Here is a 24,337-nt window from a genome sequence, read left to right as displayed (position 1 = left end):
AAAAAAAGATTCAAAAAAGCTTGCGAGATTTGAAAATGCTTTTTACATTTGCACCCCGCAAAACACGGAAAGTTCATTGATATACTGGGAGGGAAATTGGGAAAAAAGGGACGAAAAAAAAGTTTCAAATTTTTTTAAATTTTTCTTGCAGGAAACAAAAAGAAGTTTTAGTTTTGCACCCGCTTTGAGAGACAAGCGGAACAGAAAAAGAAACACGTTCGTAGACATATTGAATTGACAGCCGTTTTGAAAGAGATTTCAAAACAATAATAAAGAGTAATAGAATCGACAGATTCGAAAAGAACCACTAGAATACGGCATCGCAATATAATATAAAAATATACGATGAAGAGTTTGATCCTGGCTCAGGATGAACGCTAGCGGCAGGCTTAACACATGCAAGTCGAGGGGTATAGTCCTTCGGGACTAGAGACCGGCGCACGGGTGCGTAACGCGTATGCAATCTGCCTTTCACAGAGGGATAGCCCAGAGAAATTTGGATTAATACCTCATAGTATTATGGAAGGGCATCCTTTTATAATTAAAGTCACAACGGTGAAAGATGAGCATGCGTCCCATTAGCTAGTTGGTAAGGTAACGGCTTACCAAGGCAACGATGGGTAGGGGTCCTGAGAGGGAGATCCCCCACACTGGTACTGAGACACGGACCAGACTCCTACGGGAGGCAGCAGTGAGGAATATTGGTCAATGGGCGCAAGCCTGAACCAGCCATGCCGCGTGCAGGATGACGGTCCTATGGATTGTAAACTGCTTTTGTACGAGAAGAAACACTGATTCGTGAATCAGCTTGACGGTATCGTAAGAATAAGGATCGGCTAACTCCGTGCCAGCAGCCGCGGTAATACGGAGGATCCAAGCGTTATCCGGAATCATTGGGTTTAAAGGGTCCGTAGGCGGTTTAGTAAGTCAGTGGTGAAAGCCCATCGCTCAACGGTGGAACGGCCATTGATACTGCTGAACTTGAATTATTAGGAAGTAACTAGAATATGTAGTGTAGCGGTGAAATGCTTAGATATTACATGGAATACCAATTGCGAAGGCAGGTTACTACTAATGGATTGACGCTGATGGACGAAAGCGTGGGGAGCGAACAGGATTAGATACCCTGGTAGTCCACGCCGTAAACGATGGATACTAGCTGTTGGAAGCAATTTCAGTGGCTAAGCGAAAGTGATAAGTATCCCACCTGGGGAGTACGAACGCAAGTTTGAAACTCAAAGGAATTGACGGGGGCCCGCACAAGCGGTGGAGCATGTGGTTTAATTCGATGATACGCGAGGAACCTTACCAAGGCTTAAATGTAGATTGACCGATTTGGAAACAGATTTTTCGCAAGACAATTTACAAGGTGCTGCATGGTTGTCGTCAGCTCGTGCCGTGAGGTGTCAGGTTAAGTCCTATAACGAGCGCAACCCCTGTTGTTAGTTGCCAGCGAGTCATGTCGGGAACTCTAACAAGACTGCCAGTGCAAACTGTGAGGAAGGTGGGGATGACGTCAAATCATCACGGCCCTTACGCCTTGGGCTACACACGTGCTACAATGGCCGGTACAGAGAGCAGCCACCTCGCGAGGGGGAGCGAATCTATAAAGCCGGTCACAGTTCGGATCGGAGTCTGCAACTCGACTCCGTGAAGCTGGAATCGCTAGTAATCGGATATCAGCCATGATCCGGTGAATACGTTCCCGGGCCTTGTACACACCGCCCGTCAAGCCATGGAAGCTGGGGGTGCCTGAAGTCGGTGACCGCAAGGAGCTGCCTAGGGTAAAACTGGTAACTAGGGCTAAGTCGTAACAAGGTAGCCGTACCGGAAGGTGCGGCTGGAACACCTCCTTTCTAGAGCCTGGGTGTTAGCTTTATGCACGCTCAGGGAGAAGATGCCCTATTGGTTTACTGTTCTGGGGATTGTATTGCTCTTGCTGTTAGTTCAAATAATAAATTTTTAAGTAAAACAGAGTCTCGTAGCTCAGCTGGTTAGAGTACTACACTGATAATGTAGGGGTCGGCAGTTCGAGTCTGCCCGGGACTACTTTTTAAGCTTCAATTAAGGATTGAAAATTAAGAATTAAAATGTTTGCTTAAGAAAAAGGAAATTCTGGAAGCTGGGATTCACCAAAAGAAATTAGAGAAGAATTAGAAATCTAAAATCTGAATTCTAAGATCTGGATTTAAAAATGGGGGATTAGCTCAGCTGGCTAGAGCGCCTGCCTTGCACGCAGGAGGTCAACGGTTCGACTCCGTTATTCTCCACAAAAGCGAAAGCTTTAAAGTTCATTGACATATTGAGATAAGAAAATAATAAGAAAGTAGAAAGCGTTTTTTGTTATTTGATAACAAAAGACAAAAAAACGGTCATAATTGATTTTATGATTGGTACAATAAGCAAAATAAGGGCGTATGGGGGATGCCTAGGCTCTCAGAGGCGAAGAAGGACGTGATAAGCTGCGAAAAGCTGCGGGGACGGGCACACACCGATTGATCCGCAGGTATCCGAATGGGGCAACCCACTATGTTGAAGACATAGTACACCGATAGGTGGGCAAACCCGCTGAACTGAAACATCTAAGTAGGCGGAGGAGAAGAAAACAAAAGTGATTCCGTAAGTAGTGGCGAGCGAACGCGGATTAGCCCAAACCAGTGTTGTTACGGCATCGCTGGGGTTGTAGGACCACGAGATTTTATGCATGCAGAACCGGAAGCTGCTGGAAAGCGGCACCATAGAGGGTGATAGTCCCGTATGGGTAATAAATGTAATAAATAGTGGTATCCTGAGTAGGGCGGGGCACGTGAAACCCTGTCTGAATTTGGCGGGACCATCCGCTAAGGCTAAATACTCCTGAGAGACCGATAGTGAACCAGTACCGTGAGGGAAAGGTGAAAAGAACCGTGAATAACGGAGTGAAATAGATCCTGAAACCATACGCTTACAAGCGGTCGGAGCCCTTTAGTGGGGTGACGGCGTGCCTTTTGCATAATGAGCCTACGAGTTAACGCTGCTGGCAAGGATAAGTGGTTAAGCCATGGATCCGCAGCGAAAGCGAGTCTGAATAGGGCGCTTTAGTCAGTAGTGTTAGACGCGAAACCGTGTGATCTACCCATGGGCAGGTTGAAGCTGTGGTAACACACAGTGGAGGACCGAACCGGTTGACGTTGAAAAGTCTTCGGATGACCTGTGGGTAGGGGTGAAAGGCCAATCAAACTCGGAAATAGCTCGTACTCCCCGAAATGCATTTAGGTGCAGCGTTAGTTATAAAGTTATATAGAGGTAGAGCTACTGATTGGATGCGGGGGCTTCACCGCCTACCAATTCCTGACAAACTCCGAATGCTGTATAATGTTCACTAACAGTGAGGGCTTGGGTGCTAAGGTCCAAGTCCGAGAGGGAAAGAACCCAGACCATCAGCTAAGGTCCCCAAATATATGCTAAGTTGAAAGAACGAGGTTTGTCTGCCCAGACAGCTAGGATGTTGGCTTGGAAGCAGCCATTCATTTAAAGAGTGCGTAACAGCTCACTAGTCGAGCGGACGAGCATGGATAATAATCGGGCATAAGCATATTACCGAAGCTATGGATTTACAGTTTACTGTAAGTGGTAGGGGAGCATTCCAGCAGGGCTGAAGGTGTATCGTAAGGTATGCTGGACCGGCTGGAAAAGAAAATGTAGGCATAAGTAACGATAATGCGGGCGAGAAACCCGCACACCGAAAAACTAAGGTTTCCACAGCTATGCTAATCAGCTGTGGGTTAGTCTGGTCCTAAGGCGAACCCGAAAGGGACAGTCGATGGCCAACGGGTTAATATTCCCGTACTACTAATTACTGTGATGGGGTGACGGAGTGATGAAAGCGCCGCGAACTGACGGAATAGTTCGTTAAAGTACCTAGCTATAAGACCTGTAGGCAAATCCGCAGGTTTTGGTGAAATACGATAGTACTCGGAGTCTTCGGACAAAGAGATAGTGCGCCTAAGGGCTTCCAAGAAAAACCTCTAAACTTCAGGTAATTAGTACCAGTACCGTAAACCGACACAGGTAGTTGAGGAGAGAATCCTAAGGTGCTCGAGAGATTCATGGCTAAGGAATTAGGCAAAATAGACCTGTAACTTCGGGAGAAAGGTCGCCCCGAGCAATCGGGGCCGCAGTGAAGAGGTCCAGGCGACTGTTTATCAAAAACACAGGGCTCTGCAAAATCGTAAGATGAAGTATAGGGCCTGACACCTGCCCGGTGCTGGAAGGTTAAGAGGAGATGTTATCTTCGGAGAAGCATTGAATTGAAGCCCCAGTAAACGGCGGCCGTAACTATAACGGTCCTAAGGTAGCGAAATTCCTTGTCGGGTAAGTTCCGACCTGCACGAATGGTGTAACGATCTGGACACTGTCTCAGCCATGAGCTCGGTGAAATTGTAGTAACGGTGAAGATGCCGTTTACCCGCAGTGGGACGAAAAGACCCTGTGCACCTTTACTATAGCTTAGTATTGACCTTGGATAAATGATGTGTAGGATAGGTTGGAGACTATGAAGCGGCGTCGCCAGGCGTTGTGGAGTCATTGTTGAAATACAACCCTTTGTTTATCTGAGGCCTAACCCCCATCCGGGGGGACATTGCTTGGTGGGTAGTTTGACTGGGGTGGTCGCCTCCAAAAGAGTAACGGAGGCTTCTAAAGGTTCCCTCAGTACGCTTGGTAACCGTGCGTAGAGTGCAATGGCATAAGGGAGCTTGACTGAGAGACATACAGGTCGATCAGGTACGAAAGTAGAGCATAGTGATCCGGTGGTTCCGCATGGAAGGGCCATCGCTCAAAGGATAAAAGGTACGCCGGGGATAACAGGCTGATCTCCCCCAAGAGCTCATATCGACGGGGGGGTTTGGCACCTCGATGTCGGCTCGTCACATCCTGGGGCTGGAGAAGGTCCCAAGGGTTGGGCTGTTCGCCCATTAAAGTGGCACGCGAGCTGGGTTCAGAACGTCGTGAGACAGTTCGGTCTCTATCTACTGTGGGCGTTAGAAATTTGAGTGGATCTGATTCTAGTACGAGAGGACCGAATTGGACTAACCTCTAGTGTATCTGTTGTCCCGCCAGGGGCACCGCAGAGTAGCTACGTTGGGAAGGGATAAGCGCTGAAAGCATATAAGCGCGAAACCCACCACAAGATGAGATTTCTTTTAAGGATCGTGGAAGATGACCACGTTGATAGGCTATAGATGTAAAGGCAGTAATGTCATAGTCGAGTAGTACTAATAATCCGTAAGCTTATGTACACCCTTAAGGATCGTGGAAGATGACCACGTTGATAGGCTATAGATGTAAAGGCAGTAATGTCATAGTCGAGTAGTACTAATAATCCGTAAGCTTATGTACACCTTTTCCCCCGATGCAAGTCGGGGGAGGAAACTTTCTAAATCCATACTTCTTTTCTTTATCTCAGTATGTTAAAATATTACTGTATTTTAATTTTTAATTCTAAATTTTTAATTAATTACAGCATTGCCCAAGGCAATATAACTTCTTAAGGTGGTTATTGCGGCGGGGCTCACCTCTTCCCATCCCGAACAGAGAAGTTAAGCCCGCCTGCGCAGATGGTACTGCAGTTATGTGGGAGAGTANTCTTAAGGTGGTTATTGCGGCGGGGCTCACCTCTTCCCATCCCGAACAGAGAAGTTAAGCCCGCCTGCGCAGATGGTACTGCAGTTATGTGGGAGAGTATGTCGTCGCCTTTCTTTTTAAAAACCCTGTCTTTACTAGACAGGGTTTTTTTGTTTTTATGCAGTTTTGAAAATGATATTGCCAACAAAGCAGTAAACTGTTAAATTATAGTCAATTGTTTGTTCTTCATCATTCATACTCTACAAGTTTTAAATTTGAATGATTATTTTTGTGTTTAAATTATTTATTAAACATGAAGAAAAGTATTTTACTGTTGGCACTTTTTGTTATTACAAATTTAAGTGCACAACAACGTCCCAAGTTAGTAGTTGGTATAGTAGTAGATCAAATGAAGATGGAATATTTGTATCGATTTTCAGATGATTTTTCACAAAACGGTTTTAAAAGATTAATGGATAATGGATTTGTTTTCCAAAATATGCATTATAATTATATGCCGACTTACACTGCTCCGGGACATGCTTCAATATATACAGGTACAACCCCCGCTACACACGGAATTGTTGGTAACGAATGGTTTAGCAGAACTCTTGGAAAAGATATGTATTGCACTGATGATGCGGGAGTAAAAACTGTTGGCGACGGTACCGTGGAAGAAGGATCAATGTCTCCTAAGAATCTTCAAAGCACTACTATCACAGATGAAGTTCGGATGGCCACCAATTTTGCCGGAAAAGTTATTGGAATGAGCCTTAAAGACCGTGGAGCAATTCTTCCTGCAGGACATTTTGCAAATTGGGCTTTTTGGTACAGTAAAACAGGATCCTTTATTTCCAGCACATTTTACGGAGATAAATTACCAGAGTGGGTTTCTGAATTCAATAATGAAAAAAACTACTTAAAATATATTAATAAAGGCTGGGATTTATATAAACCTGCATCTTTTTATAACGAAAGCTTACCGGATAATAATCCCTATGAAGGTAAATTGTATGGAAGTGCAGTTCCTGTTTTTCCTTACGATTTGAAATCTATGTATGAGAAAAATGATGCAGGTGTGATTCGCTCAACGCCTTTTGGAAATGATCTTTTAGCTGAATTTGCTAAAAGAGCTATTGAGAAAGAAGAACTTGGAAAAGATAATATTACCGACTTTTTGACGGTTAGTTTTTCTTCTACTGACTATGTTGGACATTTATTGGGGCCAAGATCAATGGAGCTTCAGGATACTTATTTGAGATTGGATCAAACTATTGCCGATTTCTTAGCTTATTTGGATAAAACAGTAGGTAAAGGGAATTATTTATTGTTTTTAACTGCAGACCATGCTGGTGCTGAAAATGTGATTTACTTAAAAGATCGCAAGTATAATGTAGACAATTATCCATCAAAAGACGTTAAGAAAAGCTTACAGGATTTCTCAACAAAAACTTTTGGAGTAGATTTAATTTTAAATTATTCAAATTTCAATATTTTTCTTAATAAACAAATTATAAAAGATAAAGGATTGGAATTGGCAAAAGTTAAACAATCATTGAAAGAGTTTCTTATAACGCAGCCGCAAGTTAAAAAGGTTTATACTGAAGAAGAGATTTTAGCGAATGGCGGAAATGATTATTCTTTAAATTTTATTGCTAAAGGTTATGATGTAACTCAAAACGGAGATCTTGTAGTTGTTGATAAGCCAGGCGATATTGAATATTCTACTACTGGAACTTCTCATGGAACAATTTATAGTTATGATACACATGTCCCTGCTATTTTCTACGGATGGCACATTAAAAAAGGAGAATCTTATGATAAAAAGGCAATTACAGAAATAGCTCCAACAATTGCTCAGAAAATTAAAGTTACTTTTCCAAATGGAACTGAAGCAAAGGTATTGCAGGAAGTTTTAGATGAAAAGAAATAACCATATTTATCATCAATACCTGTATTAAAATACAGATTTAATAAAAAAGGCTTTTCCATATTGGAAAAGCCTTTTACTTTATTGCTTAGTAAGCACTTATATAATATTGGCACTATGCGTTTGCCAATACTAATTCTTCATTAAAAGGAAGGTTCCATGCTTCTGCAACTCCTTTGTAAAGGATTTTTCCATTAGCAATATTTAGACCTTTTTTCAATTCTTCATTTTCTGAACACGCTTTTTCCCATCCTTTGTTTGCTAATTGTACTGCATAAGGCAGAGTAGCATTGGTTAAGGCCAAAGTAGAAGTGTAAGGTACAGCTCCTGGCATGTTAGCTACACAATAGTGAACAATATCATCAATAATAAAAGTTGGGTTTTCGTGAGTTGTTGGGGTACAAGTCTCGATGCATCCGCCTTGATCCACTGCAACGTCAACAACAACGGTTCCTGGACGCATTAATTTTAGCATGTCACGAGTAATTAAGTGAGGTGCTTTTGCCCCCGGAATTAAAACGGCCCCAACAATTAAGTCAGCATCTTTAATCGCTCTTGTTATGTTATAATGGTTAGACATTTCTGTATTTACATTTGCAGGCATAATATCGTCTAATTGACGTAAACGCGGCAAACTTAAATCCATTATTGTTACCTGAGCTCCTAATCCTGCAGCCATTTTTGCAGCTTGAGTTCCAACAATTCCTCCGCCTAAAACTAAAACTTTAGCCGGTGGTACACCCGGAACACCACCTAAAAGAATTCCTCTTCCTTTTAATGGTTTTTCAAGGTATTTTGCTCCTTGTTGAATAGCCATACGGCCAGCAACTTCAGACATTGGAACTAATAATGGTAAACTGCGGTCTGTTTTTTCAACTGTCTCATAAGCTAAACAAACGGCACCTTTTTCAAGCATTGCGTGTGTTAATTCTTCAGAAGAAGCAAAGTGAAAATAAGTAAATAACAATTGATCTTTTTTGATTAATGGGTATTCAGATGCAATTGGTTCTTTAACTTTAATAATCATTTCAGCAATAGCATATACCTCTTCAATAGTTGGTAAAACCACAGCACCAGCCTGAGCATATTCTTCATCAGCAAAACCGCTCCCTAAACCAGCAGTAGCCTGAACATAAACCGTATGTCCGTGCTTTTTCATTTCTGATACACCAGCCGGAGTTAAAGCAACTCTATTCTCATTGTTTTTTATTTCTTTTGGAACACCTATTATCATTTTGTTATATTTTTTTATTTTTTATTGAAATTGTTTTACAAATCTACAGAGAGAGAATAAATTATGGTTTACTGATTAATAAATAAGAAAATATTATTTTATTTTTTACTTTTACAGAAAATTATTCTGTTTGAGTGCTAAATTTATACTTCAAAAAGAAAAAAAGACTAAAATTAATATCCTCAATAAAACGTTTTCGTTATGGCTTTAGATGAAATTGACAAAAAAATCTTACGTCTTTTGCAAGAAGATGCGCATTACACTTTAAAAGACATCGCAAACAAAATAAATTTGTCCTTAACTCCGGTTCATGATCGTGTAAAACGTCTTGAAAAAGAAGGCATTATAGAAAAATATGTGACTATTTTAGATAAGAAAAAACTCGGCAATAATTTAACGGTTTACTGTCAGGTCACACTCACCAAACAGACTTATGATACATCTGAAGGGTTTAATCAATCGATTTTGAATTTACCTGAAGTTGTTGAGTGTAATTATGTTTCAGGAAATTTCGATTATATGCTTAAAATAATAATTCCTGATATGGAGAGTTATCATCATTTTCATCAAAAAAAATTATCTGTTTTGCCTGAGGTTTCCTTAATTAATACAGTTTTTGTAATATCAGAAGTAAAAAGCACAACAGTTCTGCCTATTTAAGAAAAGAAAAAGCCACCAGATAAAACCTGATGGCTTAAAAAAATGAGTTAGGTTGAATTAATAATAAGTATAACGTCTTACTTTGGCAATATATTTTGCAAGGCGAATAACTTGATGACTGTAGCCATATTCGTTGTCATACCAAATATAAAGCACAATGTTTTTTCCGTCTTTAGATACAATTGTGGCATTGCTGTCATAAATAGAAGGAGCAGTAGTTCCAACAATATCAGATGATACCAGTTCATTATTCAGTGAATATTTTATCTGCTCTACCAGCTCTCCTTCCAGAGCATATTTTTTCATTATTTTATTGATTCCGGCAATAGATGTTGCTTTTTTAACTTCTAAATTTAAAACCACCAGTGAGCCATTCGGAACTGGAACACGGATTGCATTTGAAGTTAATTTTCCTTCTAAAGATGGTAAGGCCTTCGCAACAGCGCTTCCTGCGCCAGTTTCGGTAATTACCATATTTAATGCGGCTGCTCTTCCTCGACGGTATTTTCTATGCATATTGTCAACCAGATTCTGATCGTTTGTATAAGCATGAATTGTTTCTAAATGTCCTTTTACTACTCCTAAAGTTTCTTCAATAACTTTTAAAACTGGTGTAATGGCATTTGTAGTGCAGGAAGCTGCAGAAAAAATATCATTTTCATCCGGATTATAATCATTATGATTTACTCCATGTACAATATTAGGCACTCCTTTTCCGGGAGCTGTCAATAATACTTTATTCACTCCATTTGAAGTTAAATGCCTTTTTAGAGCTTCCTCAGTCGTAAATGCTCCTGTATTATCGATTACTAATGCATCGTTGATTTCATATTGAGTATAATCTATTTCTTCCGGAGAATTGGCAGTTATGATATGAACGGTTGTTCCGTTTATAATTAATGCATTATTTTTAGGATCAGCAATTACAGAACCCTGAAAATCTCCGTGGATGGAGTCATAACGCAAAAGTGAAGCTCTTTTTTCTAAACTGGTTGTATCATTCTTGTCGCGGGTAACAATTGCTCTTAAACGCAGTTGGTTTCCCTTTCCGGTTTTCGACATTAATTCCCTTGCCAGTAAACGTCCAATTCTTCCAAAACCATACAGAATAACATCTTTTGGCTGAATTTCTTTGGAAGATTTTGACTTTTTAAGTTTTTCAATAACAAAATATCTCGCATCTGGATATTTTTCATCTTCTAAACGATATTCATAAGTTAATTTTCCAAGATCTATTTTCGCAGGCGGAAGATCTAATGATAAAACAACTTTTGCAATTTCGACCGAATCGAAAATAGTAATGGGCTTCCCTACAAATTCGCCGGCATATTGATGAAGATTGATAATATCGCTGACATTTTTATCCAGTAATTGATTTTTAAATAAAACCATTTCAATGGATTTGTCATACCATAAATCACTTATCACTTTAATTAATTCGACACCAGCTCTTCTTCGGTCGACTTGTAATGATACCTCTTTTTGGTATAAAGAATTTTTGCTCATAATTGATTTAATTGAAATAATAAAACACTCACTTATTTTATAATTTGGCGCAAAAGTATCTATTTCAATCGATTTCGTAAACTTTTTTGTGATTTATTTTTAAAACAAAAAAAGCCGCCTTAAATTTATTAAGATGGCTTTTTATGAGTTTTCAGTCGCAGTCGCAGTCTCAGTTTTCAGTTTTTATTACTTTAAACTTTGACTGAAAACCGCGACTGTAAACTGCGACTTAAATAATTATTCTAAAAATTTCTCCGTTTTTATTGATCATTTCAATGCGTACGCTTTGTCCTTCATCTTTTTTATTTAAAAGTTTAGAAACCGTTTCAACATTTGTGGCTTTTACATTATCGATGCTCAAAATAATATTTCCCTGCAATTCATTTTGATACTGCATTAAATTCTCATTTGTGATGTTTTTAATTTTTACACCATAATCGATTCTGAATTTCTTTTTATCAGCAGCATCAATATTTTCTAACTCAATTCCTTTAAATTCAGTGCTGAAAAATTCATTTTTACTTAAAGTAACCGGAACAGTTTTAGTTTTTCCGTCTTTAATATAAGTTACTTTTACAACATCGTTTGGACGTTTTGTATTAATGTAACCAGAAAGATCAGCAAAAGTCGAAATGTTTTGTTCGTCTAATTTTACAATAATATCGCCCTTAGTAAGACCCGCTTTTTCTGCACCGGAATTTTTAGAAACTTTGTTGATATAGAAACCTTGAGTTTCGGTAATTCCTAATTCTTTTGAAGCAGTACTGTTTAATTCGCCTCCTTCAACACCCAAAATTCCTCTTTGAACATTTCCATATTCCATGATATCTTCAATAATTTTTCGGGCAATATTTGATGGAACAGCAAAAGAATATCCAACATACGATCCTGTCATAGACGAAATCATAGTATTAATTCCAATTAATTCTCCTCTTGTATTTACTAGTGCTCCTCCAGAATTCCCCGGATTTACAGCAGCATCAGTCTGAATGAATGACTGGATTCCGCTTTGGTCTAAATTTCTGGCTTTCGCCGAAACAATTCCGGCAGTAACGGTAGAAGTTAAGTTATATGGATTTCCAACGGCCAAAACCCATTCTCCAACTTTTACAGAATCAGAATTCGCAAAAGCAGTATAAGGCAGTTTTTCATCGGCATTAATTTTTAATAATGCGATATCCATTTTAGAATCGGTACCAATAAGTTTTGCTTTGTATGATTTTTTGTTGTTTAAAGTTATTTCAATTTCAGATGCATCTTTAATAACATGATTGTTGGTTACAATATATCCATCTTCAGAAATAATAACACCAGATCCGGTACCTACCTGTTCTTGCTGCTGTTGTCCTCCGTATCCGTAGAAAAATTCCAGCATCGGATTACTAATTGTTCTTCTTGAAACATTTTTTACGTGAACAACAGTATGAATTGTTTTGTCTGCAGCTTCTGTAAAATCAACGGCTTCGGCAGGTAAACCAACAGTTCTTCCGTATGAATTAGGAGCGAGCGTTACAACAGAACTGCCTTTTCCAAAAAAAGAATCACTGCCATCAAATAATAACTTGTAAGCACCAAGCGTAGTAGCACCGCTTAGTAGTGAAACTAAAAATAAGGTTGAAATCTTTTTCATGTTACTGTTTATGTTTTTAAGTTATTTTAGATATTTGTTTTTAACATTTATAACGTAAAATTATGCCAAAAAATTATTTGATAAAATGCTTTAACTCTCTTTAACATTGATTAACATTTCCTTAAATAATCTTCATAGTTTCTTCGTACTTTTGTATCTCTTAACGACAAAAAAATGCAAATAGAATTTTATAAATATCAAGGGACAGGCAATGATTTTGTAATGATTGACAATAGATCTGATTTTTTTCCGAAAGAAGATGTAAAGTTAATTGAACGCCTGTGTGACAGACGTTTCGGAATTGGAGCTGACGGACTAATTTTATTAGAAAACGATTCTGAAACAGATTTTAGAATGGTTTATTATAATTCAGACGGAAACCAGAGTTCGATGTGCGGGAATGGCGGCCGCTGCCTGGTGGCTTTTGCAAATCAATTAGGAGTCATAGATAATAAAACAACTTTTATCGCTACAGATGGTCTTCATCATGCATCAGTAGGTAATGATGCCATTGTGTCATTGCAAATGATTGATGTCGACGAAATACAAAAAAAGGATTCTTATACTTTTTTAAATACAGGATCTCCGCATCATGTACAAATAGTTGATGATTTGGAACATTATAATGTTAAAGAAAACGGAGCAGCAATTCGTTACGGTGAATTATATGGCGAAAAAGGAAGCAACGTTAATTTTGTAAAAAAAGTAGATAACGATACTTTTTCTCTTCGAACTTATGAGAGAGGTGTTGAAGATGAAACTCTGGCCTGCGGAACCGGAGCAACTGCTGTGGCTATTGCGATGAACGCTATTGGGCAGACGGATAAAACTTCAATTAATTTAAATGTTGAAGGAGGAAAATTAGTCGTTTCTTTTGATAAATCAGGAGATCATTTTACAAATGTTTTTTTAACAGGACCTGCTAAATTTGTTTTCAAAGGAACAATTGAAGTTTAAATTTATAATTTTCAATTTTTAAAATCCAAATTCCAATTGGAATCTAAAATCAACAATCTAAAATCTAAAATTGCAAATGATAACACTCAAAGGCGATACTATTTATCTGCGTGCACTTGAACCGGAAGATCTGGAGTTTGTGCATGGAATGGAAAATGATCAGAGCATTTGGGCTGTCAGCAACACCAATACACCTTATAGTCGTTATTTAATACGCCAGTATCTTGAAAATGCACAACAGGATATTTATGAAGCGAAGCAATTACGATTGGCCATCTGCCAGGATGAAGATTTTCCGGCCATTGGCCTCATTGATATTTTTGAATTTGATCCAAAAAACAACAGGGCGGGAGTTGGTATTGTTATTCAGAAAAAAGAAAATAGAGGACAAAATATTGGCTCTGAGGCATTAGAGCTTTTAATAAAGTATGCTTTTTTCAATTTAAATCTGCATCAGCTTTATGCAAATATTAGTACAAATAATGAAGCAAGTATAGCTCTTTTTACTAAATTTGGGTTTGAGAAAATAGGAATTAAAAAAGACTGGATTTTGCTAAACAACCACTATGAAGATGAAGCAATTTTTCAGTTAATCAATAAAAACATTTAAACTAATAGCTTTGAAATTAAAAAAAATTATCACGATAATCGCTGTAGCCGTAATTTCTGTTTTGCTGATTTACGGTTTTATTTTAATCAGCCGAATTTTTAGTGCCAACACAAAATTTGAAGAAAAAGAAGTTTACGTACACGTGCCAACCGGAGCCAATTACAGTGATGTAAAAAAAATATTAGCACCATATATCAAGAATTTTGACAACTTTGAATTGGTTGCAAGTAAAAGAAGTTATCCTGAAAACGTAAAATCTGGACGTTTTCTTCTTAAAAAGGACATGAATAATATTGATTTGGTACGTGCCATGCGATCTAATGTTCCGGTCAAATTAGCTTTTAACAATCAGGAGCGTTTAGAAAATTTTGCAGGAAGAGTAGGTTCAGAAATCGAAGCAGACAGTTTATCTTTATTAAAAGCTTTTAGAGATCCTGAGTTTTTGAAAGAAAACGGATTCAATGAAGAAAATGTTTTTGCCATGTTTATTCCAAATACGTATGAAGTTTACTGGAATACTTCGGCAGAAAAATTCCGTGATAAAATGATCAAAGAATATCACAAATTCTGGACTCCTGAAAGAATAGAGCAGGCAAAAAAACAAGGATTAACTCCGGTTCAGGTCTCTATTTTAGCTTCAATTGTGCACAAAGAATCAGTAAAAAAAGATGAAAGACCAAGAATTGCAGGGGTTTACTTAAACCGCCTTCGTCTTGAAATGCCATTACAGGCAGATCCAACTGTAATTTACGCTTTAAAACTGAGAGATAATAATTTTGATCAGGTTATAAAAAGAGTTTTCTATAATGATTTAATTATGAGATCTCCCTACAATACTTATGTAAATGTTGGTTTGCCTCCCGGGCCAATTGCAATGGCTGATATAACAGCGCTTGAAGCCGTTTTAAAGCCAGAGAAACACGACTACATTTATTTCTGCGCAAGTGTTGACCGATTTGGTTACCATGAATTTGCTTCAAATTATGCAGAACACCAAAAAAATGCAAAAAGATATTCAGACTGGATTGCTGGTCAAGGCGTAACAAGATAGTTTTGAATTTAAAAGAATACCTTTTATTACCGGTTTTATTTATACTAAGCTTTCAATCGTTTGCCCAAAGCAAGATTGAAAGCTTTTTAACTCCATCTGATACTTTAAATAAAAAAAGACAAACTACAGTAATTGTAACCGAAACCGCTGTTGCCTCAGTTACCCTGCTGGGTTTAAATCAGCTTTGGTATGCCGATTATCCAAGATCGAAATTTCATTTTATAAATGATAATAATGAATGGCTTCAAATGGATAAAATTGGGCATATGTACTCTGCTTATCATTTAGGCAGATTTGGTGCTGAAATGCTTAACTGGAGCGGAGCAGATCAAAAAAAACAATTAATTTACGGCGCAGGTTTAGGTTTTGCTTTTTTAACTGCAGTTGAAGTTTTAGACGGATATTCTTCAGAATGGGGCGCTTCTTCCGGAGATATAATTGCCAATGCTACCGGAACAGCTTTGTACGTTTCTCAGGAATTACTGTGGAAAGAACAGCGTATCATTCCAAAATTTTCATTTCATACAACCCAATATGCTGGTCAGCGTCCTAATATTTTAGGAAAATCATTAAATGAACAAATTTTAAAAGATTATAATGGACAGACGTATTGGCTTTCTGTAAATCTTCATTCTTTTGCAAAAGAAAGTAAAATTCCAAAATGGTTTAATGCTGCTTTTGGATATGGAGCCGAAGGTATGCTGACAGGAAATTCGTATGAAAATAATCCTGCATTGATTCAAAACTCAGAAAGATATCGTAAGTTTTTTCTTTCTTTTGATGTGAATTTAGCTAAAATTGACACAAAATCGCATTTTTTGAAAACAATTTTTTCTGTTTTGAACACTATAAAAATTCCGGCTCCAACTCTTGAATACTCCGCAAATAAAGGCTTTAAAGCACATGCGTTATATTTTTGATTTTTCCTAAAGTACTGATTATTAGATTTTTTTGTTTTTATTTATCTTTGCACCGTAGAAATTTCAAAGAGGTGACAGCGATTTGAAGAAAAACAATTTATGATAAAGAAGTGGTATTTTTATGCGAGTTTAATCGTTATTATTACATTTTTAAGTTTGGGTTTTAAACCCTTTAGTGTCGAAACCAAACCGTGGTTTCTAACAGAAAAAACAGATGGATCAGAATACATTTTTCCATCTTTAGAAAAGGATGAATATCCTAAAGTCAATCTCAACGTCCCATACACAGGAAATCATCTTATCGGTTTTAAAGAAGCGGTAGCTTTCAAAGAATCTCAGGGAAAATACCGAATGGTAAATTCACTGGGTTACATGGGAAAATATCAATTTGGTTCTAAAGCTTTACGAGCAATCGGAGTTAGAAACGACAAAGACTTTTTAAAAGATCCGGCATTACAGGAAAAAGCTTTTGTTGCCTTATTATCCAAAAACAAATGGATTTTGCGCAATGAAATCGAAAAGTATGAAGGAAAAGTTATTAATGGTGTCGAAATTACAGAATCTGGTATTTTGGCTGCTGCACATTTAGGAGGCGCAGGATCTGTAAAAAACTTTTTTAAACATCGGGGAAACAGGCATTTTAGAGATGCTTTTGGAACATCGTTAAAAAGTTATATGAGAGATTTTGCAGGCTACGATCTTTCTTTTATTGAAGCAGATAACAATGCGACAATAAATGACTAACAAAAAAATCCCGATTATAAATCGGGATTTTTTTTGGATTATATTTAGTCAATTAAGATTTCTAATATTTTAATTGCCGCTTCACTTATTTTAGTTCCCGGGCCAAATATGGCCGCTGCACCGGCATCAAACAAAAATTGATAGTCCTGTGCAGGAATTACACCGCCTACAATAACCATAATATCTTCACGGTCATGTTTTTTAAGTTCTTCAATTACTTGCGGAACCAATGTTTTATGTCCTGCAGCAAGCGATGAAACACCTAAAATATGGACATCATTTTCTACAGCCTGTTTCGCGGCTTCGGCCGGAGTTTGAAATAATGGGCCTATATCAACATCAAAACCAACATCTGCATAACCCGTTGCGACTACTTTTGCACCGCGGTCATGACCGTCTTGTCCCATTTTGGCAATCATAATTCGTGGACGTCTTCCTTCTTGTTTTGCAAAAACATCTGCTAATTGTTTTGCTTTTTCAAAATTTTCGTCATTTTTTATTGCTGCACTATACACACCGCTAAATGATTTTATTTGAGCTTTGAACCTTCCGAAAACACTTTCTAACGCATCACTTATTTCGCCTAATGTAGCTCTGTTTCTGGCAGCTTCTACACCAATTTCTAATAAATTGCCTTCTCCGGTTTTAGCACAATGAATTAATTTTTCTAGTGATTGATTTACTTCTGTAGTATTTCTTTTTGCTTTAATTTCTTCAAGTCGTTCTATTTGCTGCTTTCGCACCATCTGGTTATCAACATCTAATATATGCAGCGGGTCTTCTTTTTCTAATCTATATTTATTTACACCCACAATAATATCCTGACCGCTGTCAATTCTGGCTTGTTTTCTGGCAGCTGCTTCTTCGATTCGAAGTTTTGGAATTCCGGCTTCAATTGCTTTGGTCATTCCGCCCAGTTCTTCAACTTCTTCAATTAGTTTCCAGGTATTTTCTAAGATTTCATTTGTCAGGGATTCAACGTAGTAACTTCCTCCCCATGGATCAACTGTTTTAGTTATTTTAGTCTCTTCCTGTAAATAAATCTGTGTATTTCTTGCAATTCTTGCTGAAAAATCTGTTGGTAGGGCAATTGCCTCATCTAAAGCGTTTGTGTGCAGGGACTGCGTTCCGCCAAAAGCAGCGGCAGCAGCTTCAATACAAGTTCTGGCTACATTATTAAACGGATCTTGCTCTGTTAAACTCCATCCGCTGGTTTGACAATGTGTACGTAATGCTAAGGATTTGTCACTTTTTGGATTAAATTGCTGAATTAGTTTTGCCCAAATCATTCGACCCGCTCTCATTTTGGCAATTTCCATGAAATGATTCATTCCAATTGCCCAAAAGAAAGATAAGCGGGGTGCAAATTCATCAATCGTCATTCCTGTTGACAATCCGGTTCTGATATATTCCAAACCGTCAGCCAGTGTATAAGCCAGTTCAATATCTGCAGTAGCTCCGGCTTCCTGCATATGATAACCCGAAATAGAGATAGAATTGAATTTTGGCATTTTTTTGCTAGTAAATTCAAAAATATCAGCAATAATTTTCATGGAAGGTGTCGGCGGGTAAATGTATGTATTACGTACCATGAACTCTTTCAAAATGTCATTCTGAATAGTTCCCGAAAGTTTACTTAATTCAACTCCCTGTTCTTCAGCTGCAACAATATAAAATGCCATAATTGGTAAAACAGCGCCATTCATAGTCATTGATACCGACATTTCGTCTAGTGGAATCTGGTCGAATAATACTTTCATATCTTCAACAGAATCGATTGCAACTCCTGCTTTTCCAACATCGCCAACCACTCTTTCATGGTCTGAGTCATAACCGCGATGCGTTGGTAAATCAAAAGCTATCGAAAGTCCTTTTTGTCCAGCCGCAAGATTTCTTCTGTAAAAGGCATTACTTTCTTCTGCTGTCGAAAATCCGGCATATTGTCGAATTGTCCACGGACGACGTACGTACATTGTAGCATAAGGTCCGCGTAAATTTGGTGTAAAACCAGCTCCAAAATCCAGAAACTCTAAATCTTCTATATCTTTTTCAGAATAGTTTTTTTTAAGTTCGATTCCTTCCGCAGTTGTAAAGTTATCTGTCAAATTTTCTAATTCTTGACTTTCGACTTTTGACTTCTGACTTTGAAGACTAATATGTTTAAGGTCTTTTCTTATCATAGACGCTTTGTCTTTATTTGAATATTAATTACGATAAAAATTATTCCTGTTCCAGTCTTTCCTGTTCCAGTTTTTCAGCTAATCTTTTTTCTATAATTGGTGTAATTAATGTTTTTCTTGGTTTGATTTTTACAAAAGGAAACAATTCTAAATCATGTTTCATTCGGTCTTCTTTATTTGGATATTTATTTGTTCCTAAAAGAACTTCTTTTTTAGAATCGAATAATTCCTGCTCTTTATTGGCACTTTCCTGAATTTTCTTTTTAATCGTTCCGTCATTTAAAAGTTTTAAGAAACCTCCGTTTGCTTCAATGTCTTTGAATAATGCCAGACTTTTTTCAGCCAATTGCATTGTTAAACTTTCGATATAATAACTTCCGTCTGCTGGATTATCGACTTTGTCAAAATAACTTTCGTGTTTTAAAATTAAAAGCTGGTTTCGTGCAATTCGGTCTCCAAACTCATTATCTTTATGGTACAATGCATCATATGGTAAATTTGCGACAGCATCTGCACCGCCTATAACAGCCGCCATGCATTCGGTTGTTGTGCGAAGCATATTGACATTATAATCATAAATGGTTTTATTGCGCTTAGTTGGAGTTACCAGAAAATGACAATCTGTTTCCGGATTATATTCTGCTGCAATTAATTTAAAAAGCATTCGTAACGCACGCAGTTTCGCAATTTCAAAAAAATAATTGGTACCAACGGAGATTTGAAAAACAATTGGTTTGGATGAAGTTGGAAAATAATTTAAGTATTCATTGGCATGAGCCAGACTATAAGCAATCTGCTGTGTGATATTTGCTCCGGCATTTTGATACAAACCCAAATCTACGCTAAGAAACGAAAGATTAGTTTGGTTTGAAATTTTTTGAAGTGTTTCAAAATTATTTTTATCAGATGTTGTAAACCAGTTTCCATCGCGGGCTAATTGTCCAATTGGATCTAAATTACAATAAAAAACGGCCTTTTTTTGAATAGAAATTGTGTCCAGTTTTTTTACGAAATCGATTGAGAGAAAACTCAAATGAAAGTAAACGGTCCTGTTTTCTAAAGGAAGGTTTTCTAATAATTTTTGAATGTCAGTATTTTCGTTTTGAATTGTAAAACGTAAACTTTCTGCACCTCTTTCGATAGTATTTATAGCTCTGTTGATGGATTTTTCGACATCATGAACAAATATGTTTTGACAGATTTTAAATGCAGAAGCTTGAGTTTGTACAGAAGCGCTTTTGGTAAATTCGTCGCTGTGATAAAAAGGTTTTACCTGAATATCTTCGGGGGAATTCCAAATTACGGTTTGGTTATAATCGGCTCCATCCAATTCAAACTGAATTTTTTGTTTCCATTGTTTGGATGAAATCGGATTAAAATCTTCGAATAGGGTAGTGGCCATTGAGTGTTTTTTCTGATTATTCTTTTTCCTGAATAGTGTCTCCTTCAAAATGAATGATGTAAATATCTTCGCTGTCTTTTTTCATAAAGTACTTTTCGCGGGCATATTTTTCTATTTGTTCAGGATTTTTAAGTTGTTTGATCTGTTCCTGATCTTTTTTTATTTCTTCCTGATAATATTTCTTATTGTCTTTTAACTCATTGATTTGTCCGTCTAAAAAACGATGGTCGAAATAGGAGTAATTGTCTAAAAATAACATCCAGATCACAAAAAACAATAATACCCAGACATATTTATTGCCCAGGAATTTGAACCATTTTTTGTCTTTATACGGATTTTTAAATTTCATATAAGAGTGTTTCTTGTGTATATGATTGAGTTTTAGACAGTATAGAAAGCAATCCCGACCATTATCGGGAAGCTTCTGTTTTTATGGTTTAAATTTACGATAAAAATTATAAAATTCTCTGATTAATTACAGCACGAACCACATCAATTGCTACAGTATTGTATTTGTCATTTGGAATAATAATATCTGCAAATGCTTTTGTTGGTTCAATAAACTGCTCGTGCATAGGTTTTAAGGTAGTTTGGTAACGGTTTAAAACCTCGTCGATATCACGTCCGCGTTCAGAAATATCTCTTTTTAAACGACGAATTAATCTTTCGTCAGAATCGGCGTGAACATATATTTTAATGTCAAAAAGTTCTCTTAACTCGGGATTTGTTAAAATCAAAATTCCCTCAACTATCATTACTTTTCTTGGATGTGTCGAAATCGTATCGTCGGTTCTGTTATGCTGAATAAAAGAATAAACGGGCTGGTCGATAGTTTCACCTGCTTTTAATGCTTTAAGGTGCCTTACTAATAATTCAAAATCAATGGCACGAGGGTGATCAAAATTGATTAATGCTCTCTCGTCAAAAGACAAGTTATGGGTTTCTTTATAATACGAATCCTGAGAAATTACACCAACTTCAGTGTCTGGTAATTCATTCATGATTTGATGTACAACTGTTGTTTTTCCGCTTCCAGTTCCTCCTGCAATTCCAATAATGAGCATAAAATTTTTGTTTGATATTTGTTTGGCAAAAATAATAATTTAAGTGAATTGCTAAACATACAATGTAATTTAACCATATAAGTAATGGAAGCAATTATTAGCTCTAAAATATTTACAGAAATCGATCCTTAACTAAACTTATATCACATATATAGTGAAAATAATAAAAAAAATCCCGAAAGTAAACCTTCGGGATTTGGTGCAATCAGTATAGTTTTAAAAAATATTCTGAATTTAGTAAGCACTTGTAATTATTTATTCTTTTTTGCTTTTATCATCATTTCAAGCTGATCCCAAAGTTCTTCCGGAATTGCTTCTAATAAATTGAATTGTCCAGCACCTTTCAACCATTCGCCGCCATCAATTGTAATAACATCTCCATTTACATAAGCAGAAAAATCAGAGACTAAATAAGCGGCTAAATTCGCCAGTTCCTGATGATCTCCAACACGTTTTAAAGGTACTTTTTTTGCCATGTCAAACTTTTCAGAAAGATCTCCCGGCAGTAATCTGTCCCAGGCACCTTTTGTAGGGAATGGTCCTGGAGCGATCGCGTTAGAACGAATTCCGTATTTTGCCCATTCTACGGCAAGACTTCTGGTCATGGCCAGAACTCCGGCTTTTGCGGTTGCACTTGGCACAACATAAGCAGATCCTGTCCAGGCATAAGTAGTTACAATATTTAAAATCGTTGCTGATGTTTGTTTGGTATCAATCCAGTGTTTTCCAAAAGCAAGTGTACAGTTTTTAGAACCTTTAAGTACGATATCTATCACAGTGTCAAATGCATTTGCAGATAAACGTTCTGTTGGCGAGATAAAATTTCCAGCCGCATTGTTTAAAAGAACGTCTACTTTTCCAAAAACTTTTAAAGTTTCCTGAAGCATGTTTTCAACTTTTTCATAATGGCGAACATCACATTGAAGCGGTAAACATTTTCCGCCAGTTTCACTTTCAAGTTCTGCTGCAGTAGTTTTCAGCTTTTCCAAATCTCTGGAGGTAATTGCAACCTGAGCGCCTAATTCCAAAAAATATTTTGTCATTGCTTTTCCTAAACCGCTTCCGCCGCCTGTTACTACAATGACTTTTCCTTTTAAAGCGTCGTCACGTAACATTTTATCTGTATAGCTCATACTTTTCTTTTTTACAATATTAATTAAAAAAATAGGATGCACGCATAATATTGTTATAAAATTTTCGTAAACTTTATATATCGCATAATTTTTTTGCGGCAGATTCTAAAGTAAAATTGTCTTTGGCAAAACAAAAACGAATTAATTTCTGGTCTTTATGATCAGAATAAAAGGTAGAAATAGGAATTGCTGCAACGCCGTGATCAATAATTAGATTTTTGCAGAAAGTTACATCGTCTTCATTTGAAATATTGGTGTAAGAAGCAACCTGAAAATAAGTTCCTTCGCATGGTTTCAATTCAAATCGGCTGTTTTGAAGCAGTTTTTGAAAATAATCTCGTTTTTCCTGATAGAACTTGCCAAGTAAATTAACATCAACAACATCAAGATATTCGCTGATGGCAAATTGTGAAATACTGTTGACACTGAAAACCAAAAACTGATGGACTTTTTTGATTTCTTTCATTAAATGTTCCGGTGCAATTGTGTAGCCAATTTTCCAGCCTGTAATATGAAATGATTTTCCAAAAGAAGAAACCATGACGCAGCGGTCTAAAAGAAAATCTTTGGTATGTGCCGAAATATGTTTTTCTTCGAAAGTAATGTATTCGTAAACTTCGTCAGACAGAATGATAATATCAGGATATTTTTCCAGCAGGTTTTTTAACTGAATAAAATCATTTTCGGTTAATATTTTCCCCGTTGGATTATGTGGATTATTGATAATCATTAACCTTGTTTTTGCAGAACAGGCTTTTTCTATTCTTTCCCAATTTGGCGTATAATCGTCATTAAGTGCTACACGAACCGGTTTTGCATTACATAATAAAACTGGAGATTCATAAGAATCATAACTCGGGTCGAGGATAATAACTTCGTCTTTTTCTTTTACTAAAGCCAAAATCGTGGTGAAAATTCCCTGTGTTGCTCCAGCCGTAACTAAAAGTTCAGATTCTGGATTTATAGTTCTATTGTATGAATCAAAAGTCAGTTTAGCAATTTTGTCCATCAACTGTGGATAACCTGCCATTGGTGTATATTGATGTACGTTTTCTTTGGATAACTTCGCTACAATATCTGTCAATCTTTCATCGACAGGAAAATTCGGAAATCCCTGAGAAAGATTTATGGCATTGTATTCAGCTGCCATTTTTGACATTACTGTAAAGATGCTTGTGGTTACGTTTGGGAGTTTACTCATGATTTGTATTTAATGGAATCGTTAAATAGTAACGTACTCTCACAGGTTTATGATTATATATTCCAGGAATCCATCTAGGTGACTTTTTTAAAATACGAATTGCTTCTTTTCCTGTTTCATAGCCGGCATCTTTAGTAATTGATATATCGCTAATTGTGCTATCTTTTTCTACTATGAAATTTGTTTCGACAGTTCCATTTATCACAGGCCATTCGTCTGGGTAGTAATAATTATTACGAATAAATTTTTGAAATTTATTTATTCCTCCTTCAAAATATGGCTTTGCGTCTACTGAGTCAATAGTATAGATTTTAGTATCTTCTTTTACCGTTTTATCTGTATCTGTATTTATCTGAGAACCTAGATCTTCAGCATCATTTTTTTCTAGATCATTTTGTTCTGTACTTGTGTTTTTTAAAATATTAGTCCCTGAATTTTTTTTAGTATCAGGAGAAGAAATACAGTACGTTAAGAGAATGAATATTAGAGCTGATAATTTTTTCATAGATGA

At 36.9% G+C, this 24,337-nt stretch carries 17 protein-coding genes, 2 tRNA genes, 3 rRNA genes and 1 other annotated feature; of the genes, 12 read left to right on the top strand and 10 right to left on the bottom strand.

Annotated features, from left to right (window positions below; all coding sequences use genetic code 11):
• The first annotated feature begins 342 nt into the window (after window positions 1-342).
• From ASE21_RS03385 to pafA, 6 genes are all read left to right on the top strand, one after another.
• A 16S ribosomal RNA gene (locus ASE21_RS03385) occupies window positions 343-1,856 on the top strand.
• Between the two features lie 119 nt (window positions 1,857-1,975).
• Window positions 1,976-2,049 (top strand) — tRNA-Ile (locus tag ASE21_RS03380).
• Window positions 2,050-2,196: 147 nt separating this feature from the next.
• Window positions 2,197-2,270: transfer RNA gene (locus ASE21_RS03375), tRNA-Ala, on the top strand.
• Between the two features lie 126 nt (window positions 2,271-2,396).
• Window positions 2,397-5,279 (top strand): 23S ribosomal RNA (locus ASE21_RS03370).
• Between the two features lie 249 nt (window positions 5,280-5,528).
• Window positions 5,529-5,612 (top strand) — a sequence feature (5S ribosomal RNA rRNA prediction is too short).
• A 16-nt stretch (window positions 5,613-5,628) separates the two neighbouring features.
• Window positions 5,629-5,738 (top strand): 5S ribosomal RNA (rrf, locus tag ASE21_RS03365).
• The 16S, 23S and 5S rRNA genes sit together here with 2 tRNA genes alongside, the layout of an rRNA operon.
• Before the next feature lie 179 nt (window positions 5,739-5,917).
• Entirely contained in the window at window positions 5,918-7,537 is a 1,620-nt protein-coding gene (gene pafA, locus ASE21_RS03360) for an alkaline phosphatase PafA (protein ID WP_057121132.1), read from the top strand.
• A gap of 112 nt (window positions 7,538-7,649) precedes the next feature.
• On the opposite strand, the gene ald is transcribed toward pafA, so the two are convergent.
• Window positions 7,650-8,768 carry an alanine dehydrogenase gene (gene ald, locus ASE21_RS03355; protein ID WP_057121131.1) on the bottom strand — a complete coding sequence of 373 codons (1,119 nt, stop codon included), beginning with the start codon at window positions 8,766-8,768 and terminating at the stop codon, window positions 7,650-7,652.
• 201 nt (window positions 8,769-8,969) lie between these two features.
• Between ald and ASE21_RS03350 the strand changes: the two genes are divergently transcribed.
• Window positions 8,970-9,428: an Lrp/AsnC family transcriptional regulator gene (locus ASE21_RS03350; RefSeq protein WP_057121130.1), complete on the top strand. Its 459-nt coding sequence runs from the start codon at window positions 8,970-8,972 to the stop codon at window positions 9,426-9,428.
• Window positions 9,429-9,485: 57 nt separating this feature from the next.
• Here ASE21_RS03350 and ASE21_RS03345 read toward each other — a convergent pair whose 3' ends face one another.
• Both ASE21_RS03345 and ASE21_RS03340 read right to left on the bottom strand, forming a co-directional pair.
• Complete coding sequence (locus tag ASE21_RS03345) at window positions 9,486-10,934, bottom strand: glyceraldehyde-3-phosphate dehydrogenase (protein WP_057121129.1); 1,449 nt, start codon at window positions 10,932-10,934, stop codon at window positions 9,486-9,488.
• A 229-nt stretch (window positions 10,935-11,163) separates the two neighbouring features.
• Window positions 11,164-12,564: a Do family serine endopeptidase gene (locus ASE21_RS03340; RefSeq protein ID WP_057121128.1), complete on the bottom strand. Its 1,401-nt coding sequence runs from the start codon at window positions 12,562-12,564 to the stop codon at window positions 11,164-11,166.
• Between the two features lie 174 nt (window positions 12,565-12,738).
• Here ASE21_RS03340 and dapF point away from each other — a divergent pair, with 174 nt between their 5' ends.
• The 5 genes from dapF to ASE21_RS03315 all read left to right on the top strand — a co-directional run bounded on the left by dapF (window position 12,739) and on the right by ASE21_RS03315 (window position 16,846).
• On the top strand, window positions 12,739-13,521 hold the full coding sequence (dapF, locus tag ASE21_RS03335) for a diaminopimelate epimerase (RefSeq protein ID WP_057121127.1): 783 nt from the start codon (window positions 12,739-12,741) through the stop codon (window positions 13,519-13,521).
• Between the two features lie 76 nt (window positions 13,522-13,597).
• On the top strand, window positions 13,598-14,131 hold the full coding sequence (locus ASE21_RS03330) for a GNAT family N-acetyltransferase (protein ID WP_057121126.1): 534 nt from the start codon (window positions 13,598-13,600) through the stop codon (window positions 14,129-14,131).
• Window positions 14,132-14,141: 10 nt separating this feature from the next.
• Window positions 14,142-15,182, top strand: coding sequence for an endolytic transglycosylase MltG (mltG, locus tag ASE21_RS03325; RefSeq protein ID WP_057121125.1), 1,041 nt, complete (start codon window positions 14,142-14,144; stop codon window positions 15,180-15,182).
• 2 nt (window positions 15,183-15,184) lie between these two features.
• Window positions 15,185-16,102: a DUF2279 domain-containing protein gene (locus ASE21_RS03320; RefSeq protein ID WP_057121124.1), complete on the top strand. Its 918-nt coding sequence runs from the start codon at window positions 15,185-15,187 to the stop codon at window positions 16,100-16,102.
• A gap of 99 nt (window positions 16,103-16,201) precedes the next feature.
• A complete protein-coding gene (locus ASE21_RS03315; RefSeq protein WP_057121123.1) occupies window positions 16,202-16,846 on the top strand; it encodes a hypothetical protein in 645 nt (214 codons plus the stop codon).
• A 44-nt stretch (window positions 16,847-16,890) separates the two neighbouring features.
• Here ASE21_RS03315 and scpA read toward each other — a convergent pair whose 3' ends face one another.
• From scpA to ASE21_RS03280, 7 genes are all read right to left on the bottom strand, one after another.
• Window positions 16,891-19,026, bottom strand: a complete 2,136-nt coding sequence (gene scpA / locus ASE21_RS03310) for a methylmalonyl-CoA mutase (RefSeq protein ID WP_057121122.1) — start codon at window positions 19,024-19,026, stop codon at window positions 16,891-16,893.
• Between the two features lie 40 nt (window positions 19,027-19,066).
• Complete coding sequence (locus ASE21_RS03305; RefSeq protein WP_057121121.1) at window positions 19,067-20,428, bottom strand: methylmalonyl-CoA mutase subunit beta; 1,362 nt, start codon at window positions 20,426-20,428, stop codon at window positions 19,067-19,069.
• 16 nt (window positions 20,429-20,444) lie between these two features.
• Complete coding sequence (locus tag ASE21_RS03300; RefSeq protein WP_011921532.1) at window positions 20,445-20,777, bottom strand: FtsB family cell division protein; 333 nt, start codon at window positions 20,775-20,777, stop codon at window positions 20,445-20,447.
• Between the two features lie 106 nt (window positions 20,778-20,883).
• Window positions 20,884-21,492, bottom strand: coding sequence for a uridine kinase (gene udk / locus ASE21_RS03295; protein ID WP_057121120.1), 609 nt, complete (start codon window positions 21,490-21,492; stop codon window positions 20,884-20,886).
• A gap of 251 nt (window positions 21,493-21,743) precedes the next feature.
• Entirely contained in the window at window positions 21,744-22,625 is an 882-nt protein-coding gene (locus ASE21_RS03290) for an SDR family oxidoreductase (RefSeq protein ID WP_057121119.1), read from the bottom strand.
• Window positions 22,626-22,698: 73 nt separating this feature from the next.
• Window positions 22,699-23,826, bottom strand: a complete 1,128-nt coding sequence (locus tag ASE21_RS03285) for a methionine aminotransferase (protein ID WP_057121118.1) — start codon at window positions 23,824-23,826, stop codon at window positions 22,699-22,701.
• A complete protein-coding gene (locus ASE21_RS03280) occupies window positions 23,819-24,331 on the bottom strand; it encodes an energy transducer TonB (protein WP_057121117.1) in 513 nt (170 codons plus the stop codon). The genes ASE21_RS03285 and ASE21_RS03280 overlap by 8 nt, the downstream gene beginning before the upstream one ends.
• Window positions 24,332-24,337: the final 6 nt, after the last annotated feature.

The sequence above is a fragment of the Flavobacterium sp. Root901 genome (assembly GCF_001429765.1).
In the GTDB taxonomy this organism is placed as follows: Bacteria; Bacteroidota; Bacteroidia; order Flavobacteriales; family Flavobacteriaceae; genus Flavobacterium.
The sequence above is the reverse complement of the archived record's forward strand: the minus strand, read 5'-3'. Positions and strand labels throughout refer to the sequence as shown.

What these genes read in the sequence shown, in the direction of transcription:
- udk (WP_057121120.1), bottom strand. Translation starts at nt 21,492, where the DNA reads ATGCTCATTATTGGAATTGCAGGAGGAACTGGAAGCGGAAAAACAACA.
- ASE21_RS03315 (WP_057121123.1), top strand. Translation starts at nt 16,202, where the DNA reads ATGATAAAGAAGTGGTATTTTTATGCGAGTTTAATCGTTATTATTACA.
- ASE21_RS03300 (WP_011921532.1), bottom strand. Translation starts at nt 20,777, where the DNA reads ATGAAATTTAAAAATCCGTATAAAGACAAAAAATGGTTCAAATTCCTG.
- ASE21_RS03345 (WP_057121129.1), bottom strand. Translation starts at nt 10,934, where the DNA reads ATGAGCAAAAATTCTTTATACCAAAAAGAGGTATCATTACAAGTCGAC.
- ASE21_RS03280 (WP_057121117.1), bottom strand. Translation starts at nt 24,331, where the DNA reads ATGAAAAAATTATCAGCTCTAATATTCATTCTCTTAACGTACTGTATT.
- ASE21_RS03305 (WP_057121121.1), bottom strand. Translation starts at nt 20,428, where the DNA reads ATGGCCACTACCCTATTCGAAGATTTTAATCCGATTTCATCCAAACAA.
- ald (WP_057121131.1), bottom strand. Translation starts at nt 8,768, where the DNA reads ATGATAATAGGTGTTCCAAAAGAAATAAAAAACAATGAGAATAGAGTT.
- ASE21_RS03350 (WP_057121130.1), top strand. Translation starts at nt 8,970, where the DNA reads ATGGCTTTAGATGAAATTGACAAAAAAATCTTACGTCTTTTGCAAGAA.
- dapF (WP_057121127.1), top strand. Translation starts at nt 12,739, where the DNA reads ATGCAAATAGAATTTTATAAATATCAAGGGACAGGCAATGATTTTGTA.
- pafA (WP_057121132.1), top strand. Translation starts at nt 5,918, where the DNA reads ATGAAGAAAAGTATTTTACTGTTGGCACTTTTTGTTATTACAAATTTA.
- ASE21_RS03285 (WP_057121118.1), bottom strand. Translation starts at nt 23,826, where the DNA reads ATGAGTAAACTCCCAAACGTAACCACAAGCATCTTTACAGTAATGTCA.
- ASE21_RS03290 (WP_057121119.1), bottom strand. Translation starts at nt 22,625, where the DNA reads ATGAGCTATACAGATAAAATGTTACGTGACGACGCTTTAAAAGGAAAA.
- ASE21_RS03330 (WP_057121126.1), top strand. Translation starts at nt 13,598, where the DNA reads ATGATAACACTCAAAGGCGATACTATTTATCTGCGTGCACTTGAACCG.
- ASE21_RS03340 (WP_057121128.1), bottom strand. Translation starts at nt 12,564, where the DNA reads ATGAAAAAGATTTCAACCTTATTTTTAGTTTCACTACTAAGCGGTGCT.
- scpA (WP_057121122.1), bottom strand. Translation starts at nt 19,026, where the DNA reads ATGATAAGAAAAGACCTTAAACATATTAGTCTTCAAAGTCAGAAGTCA.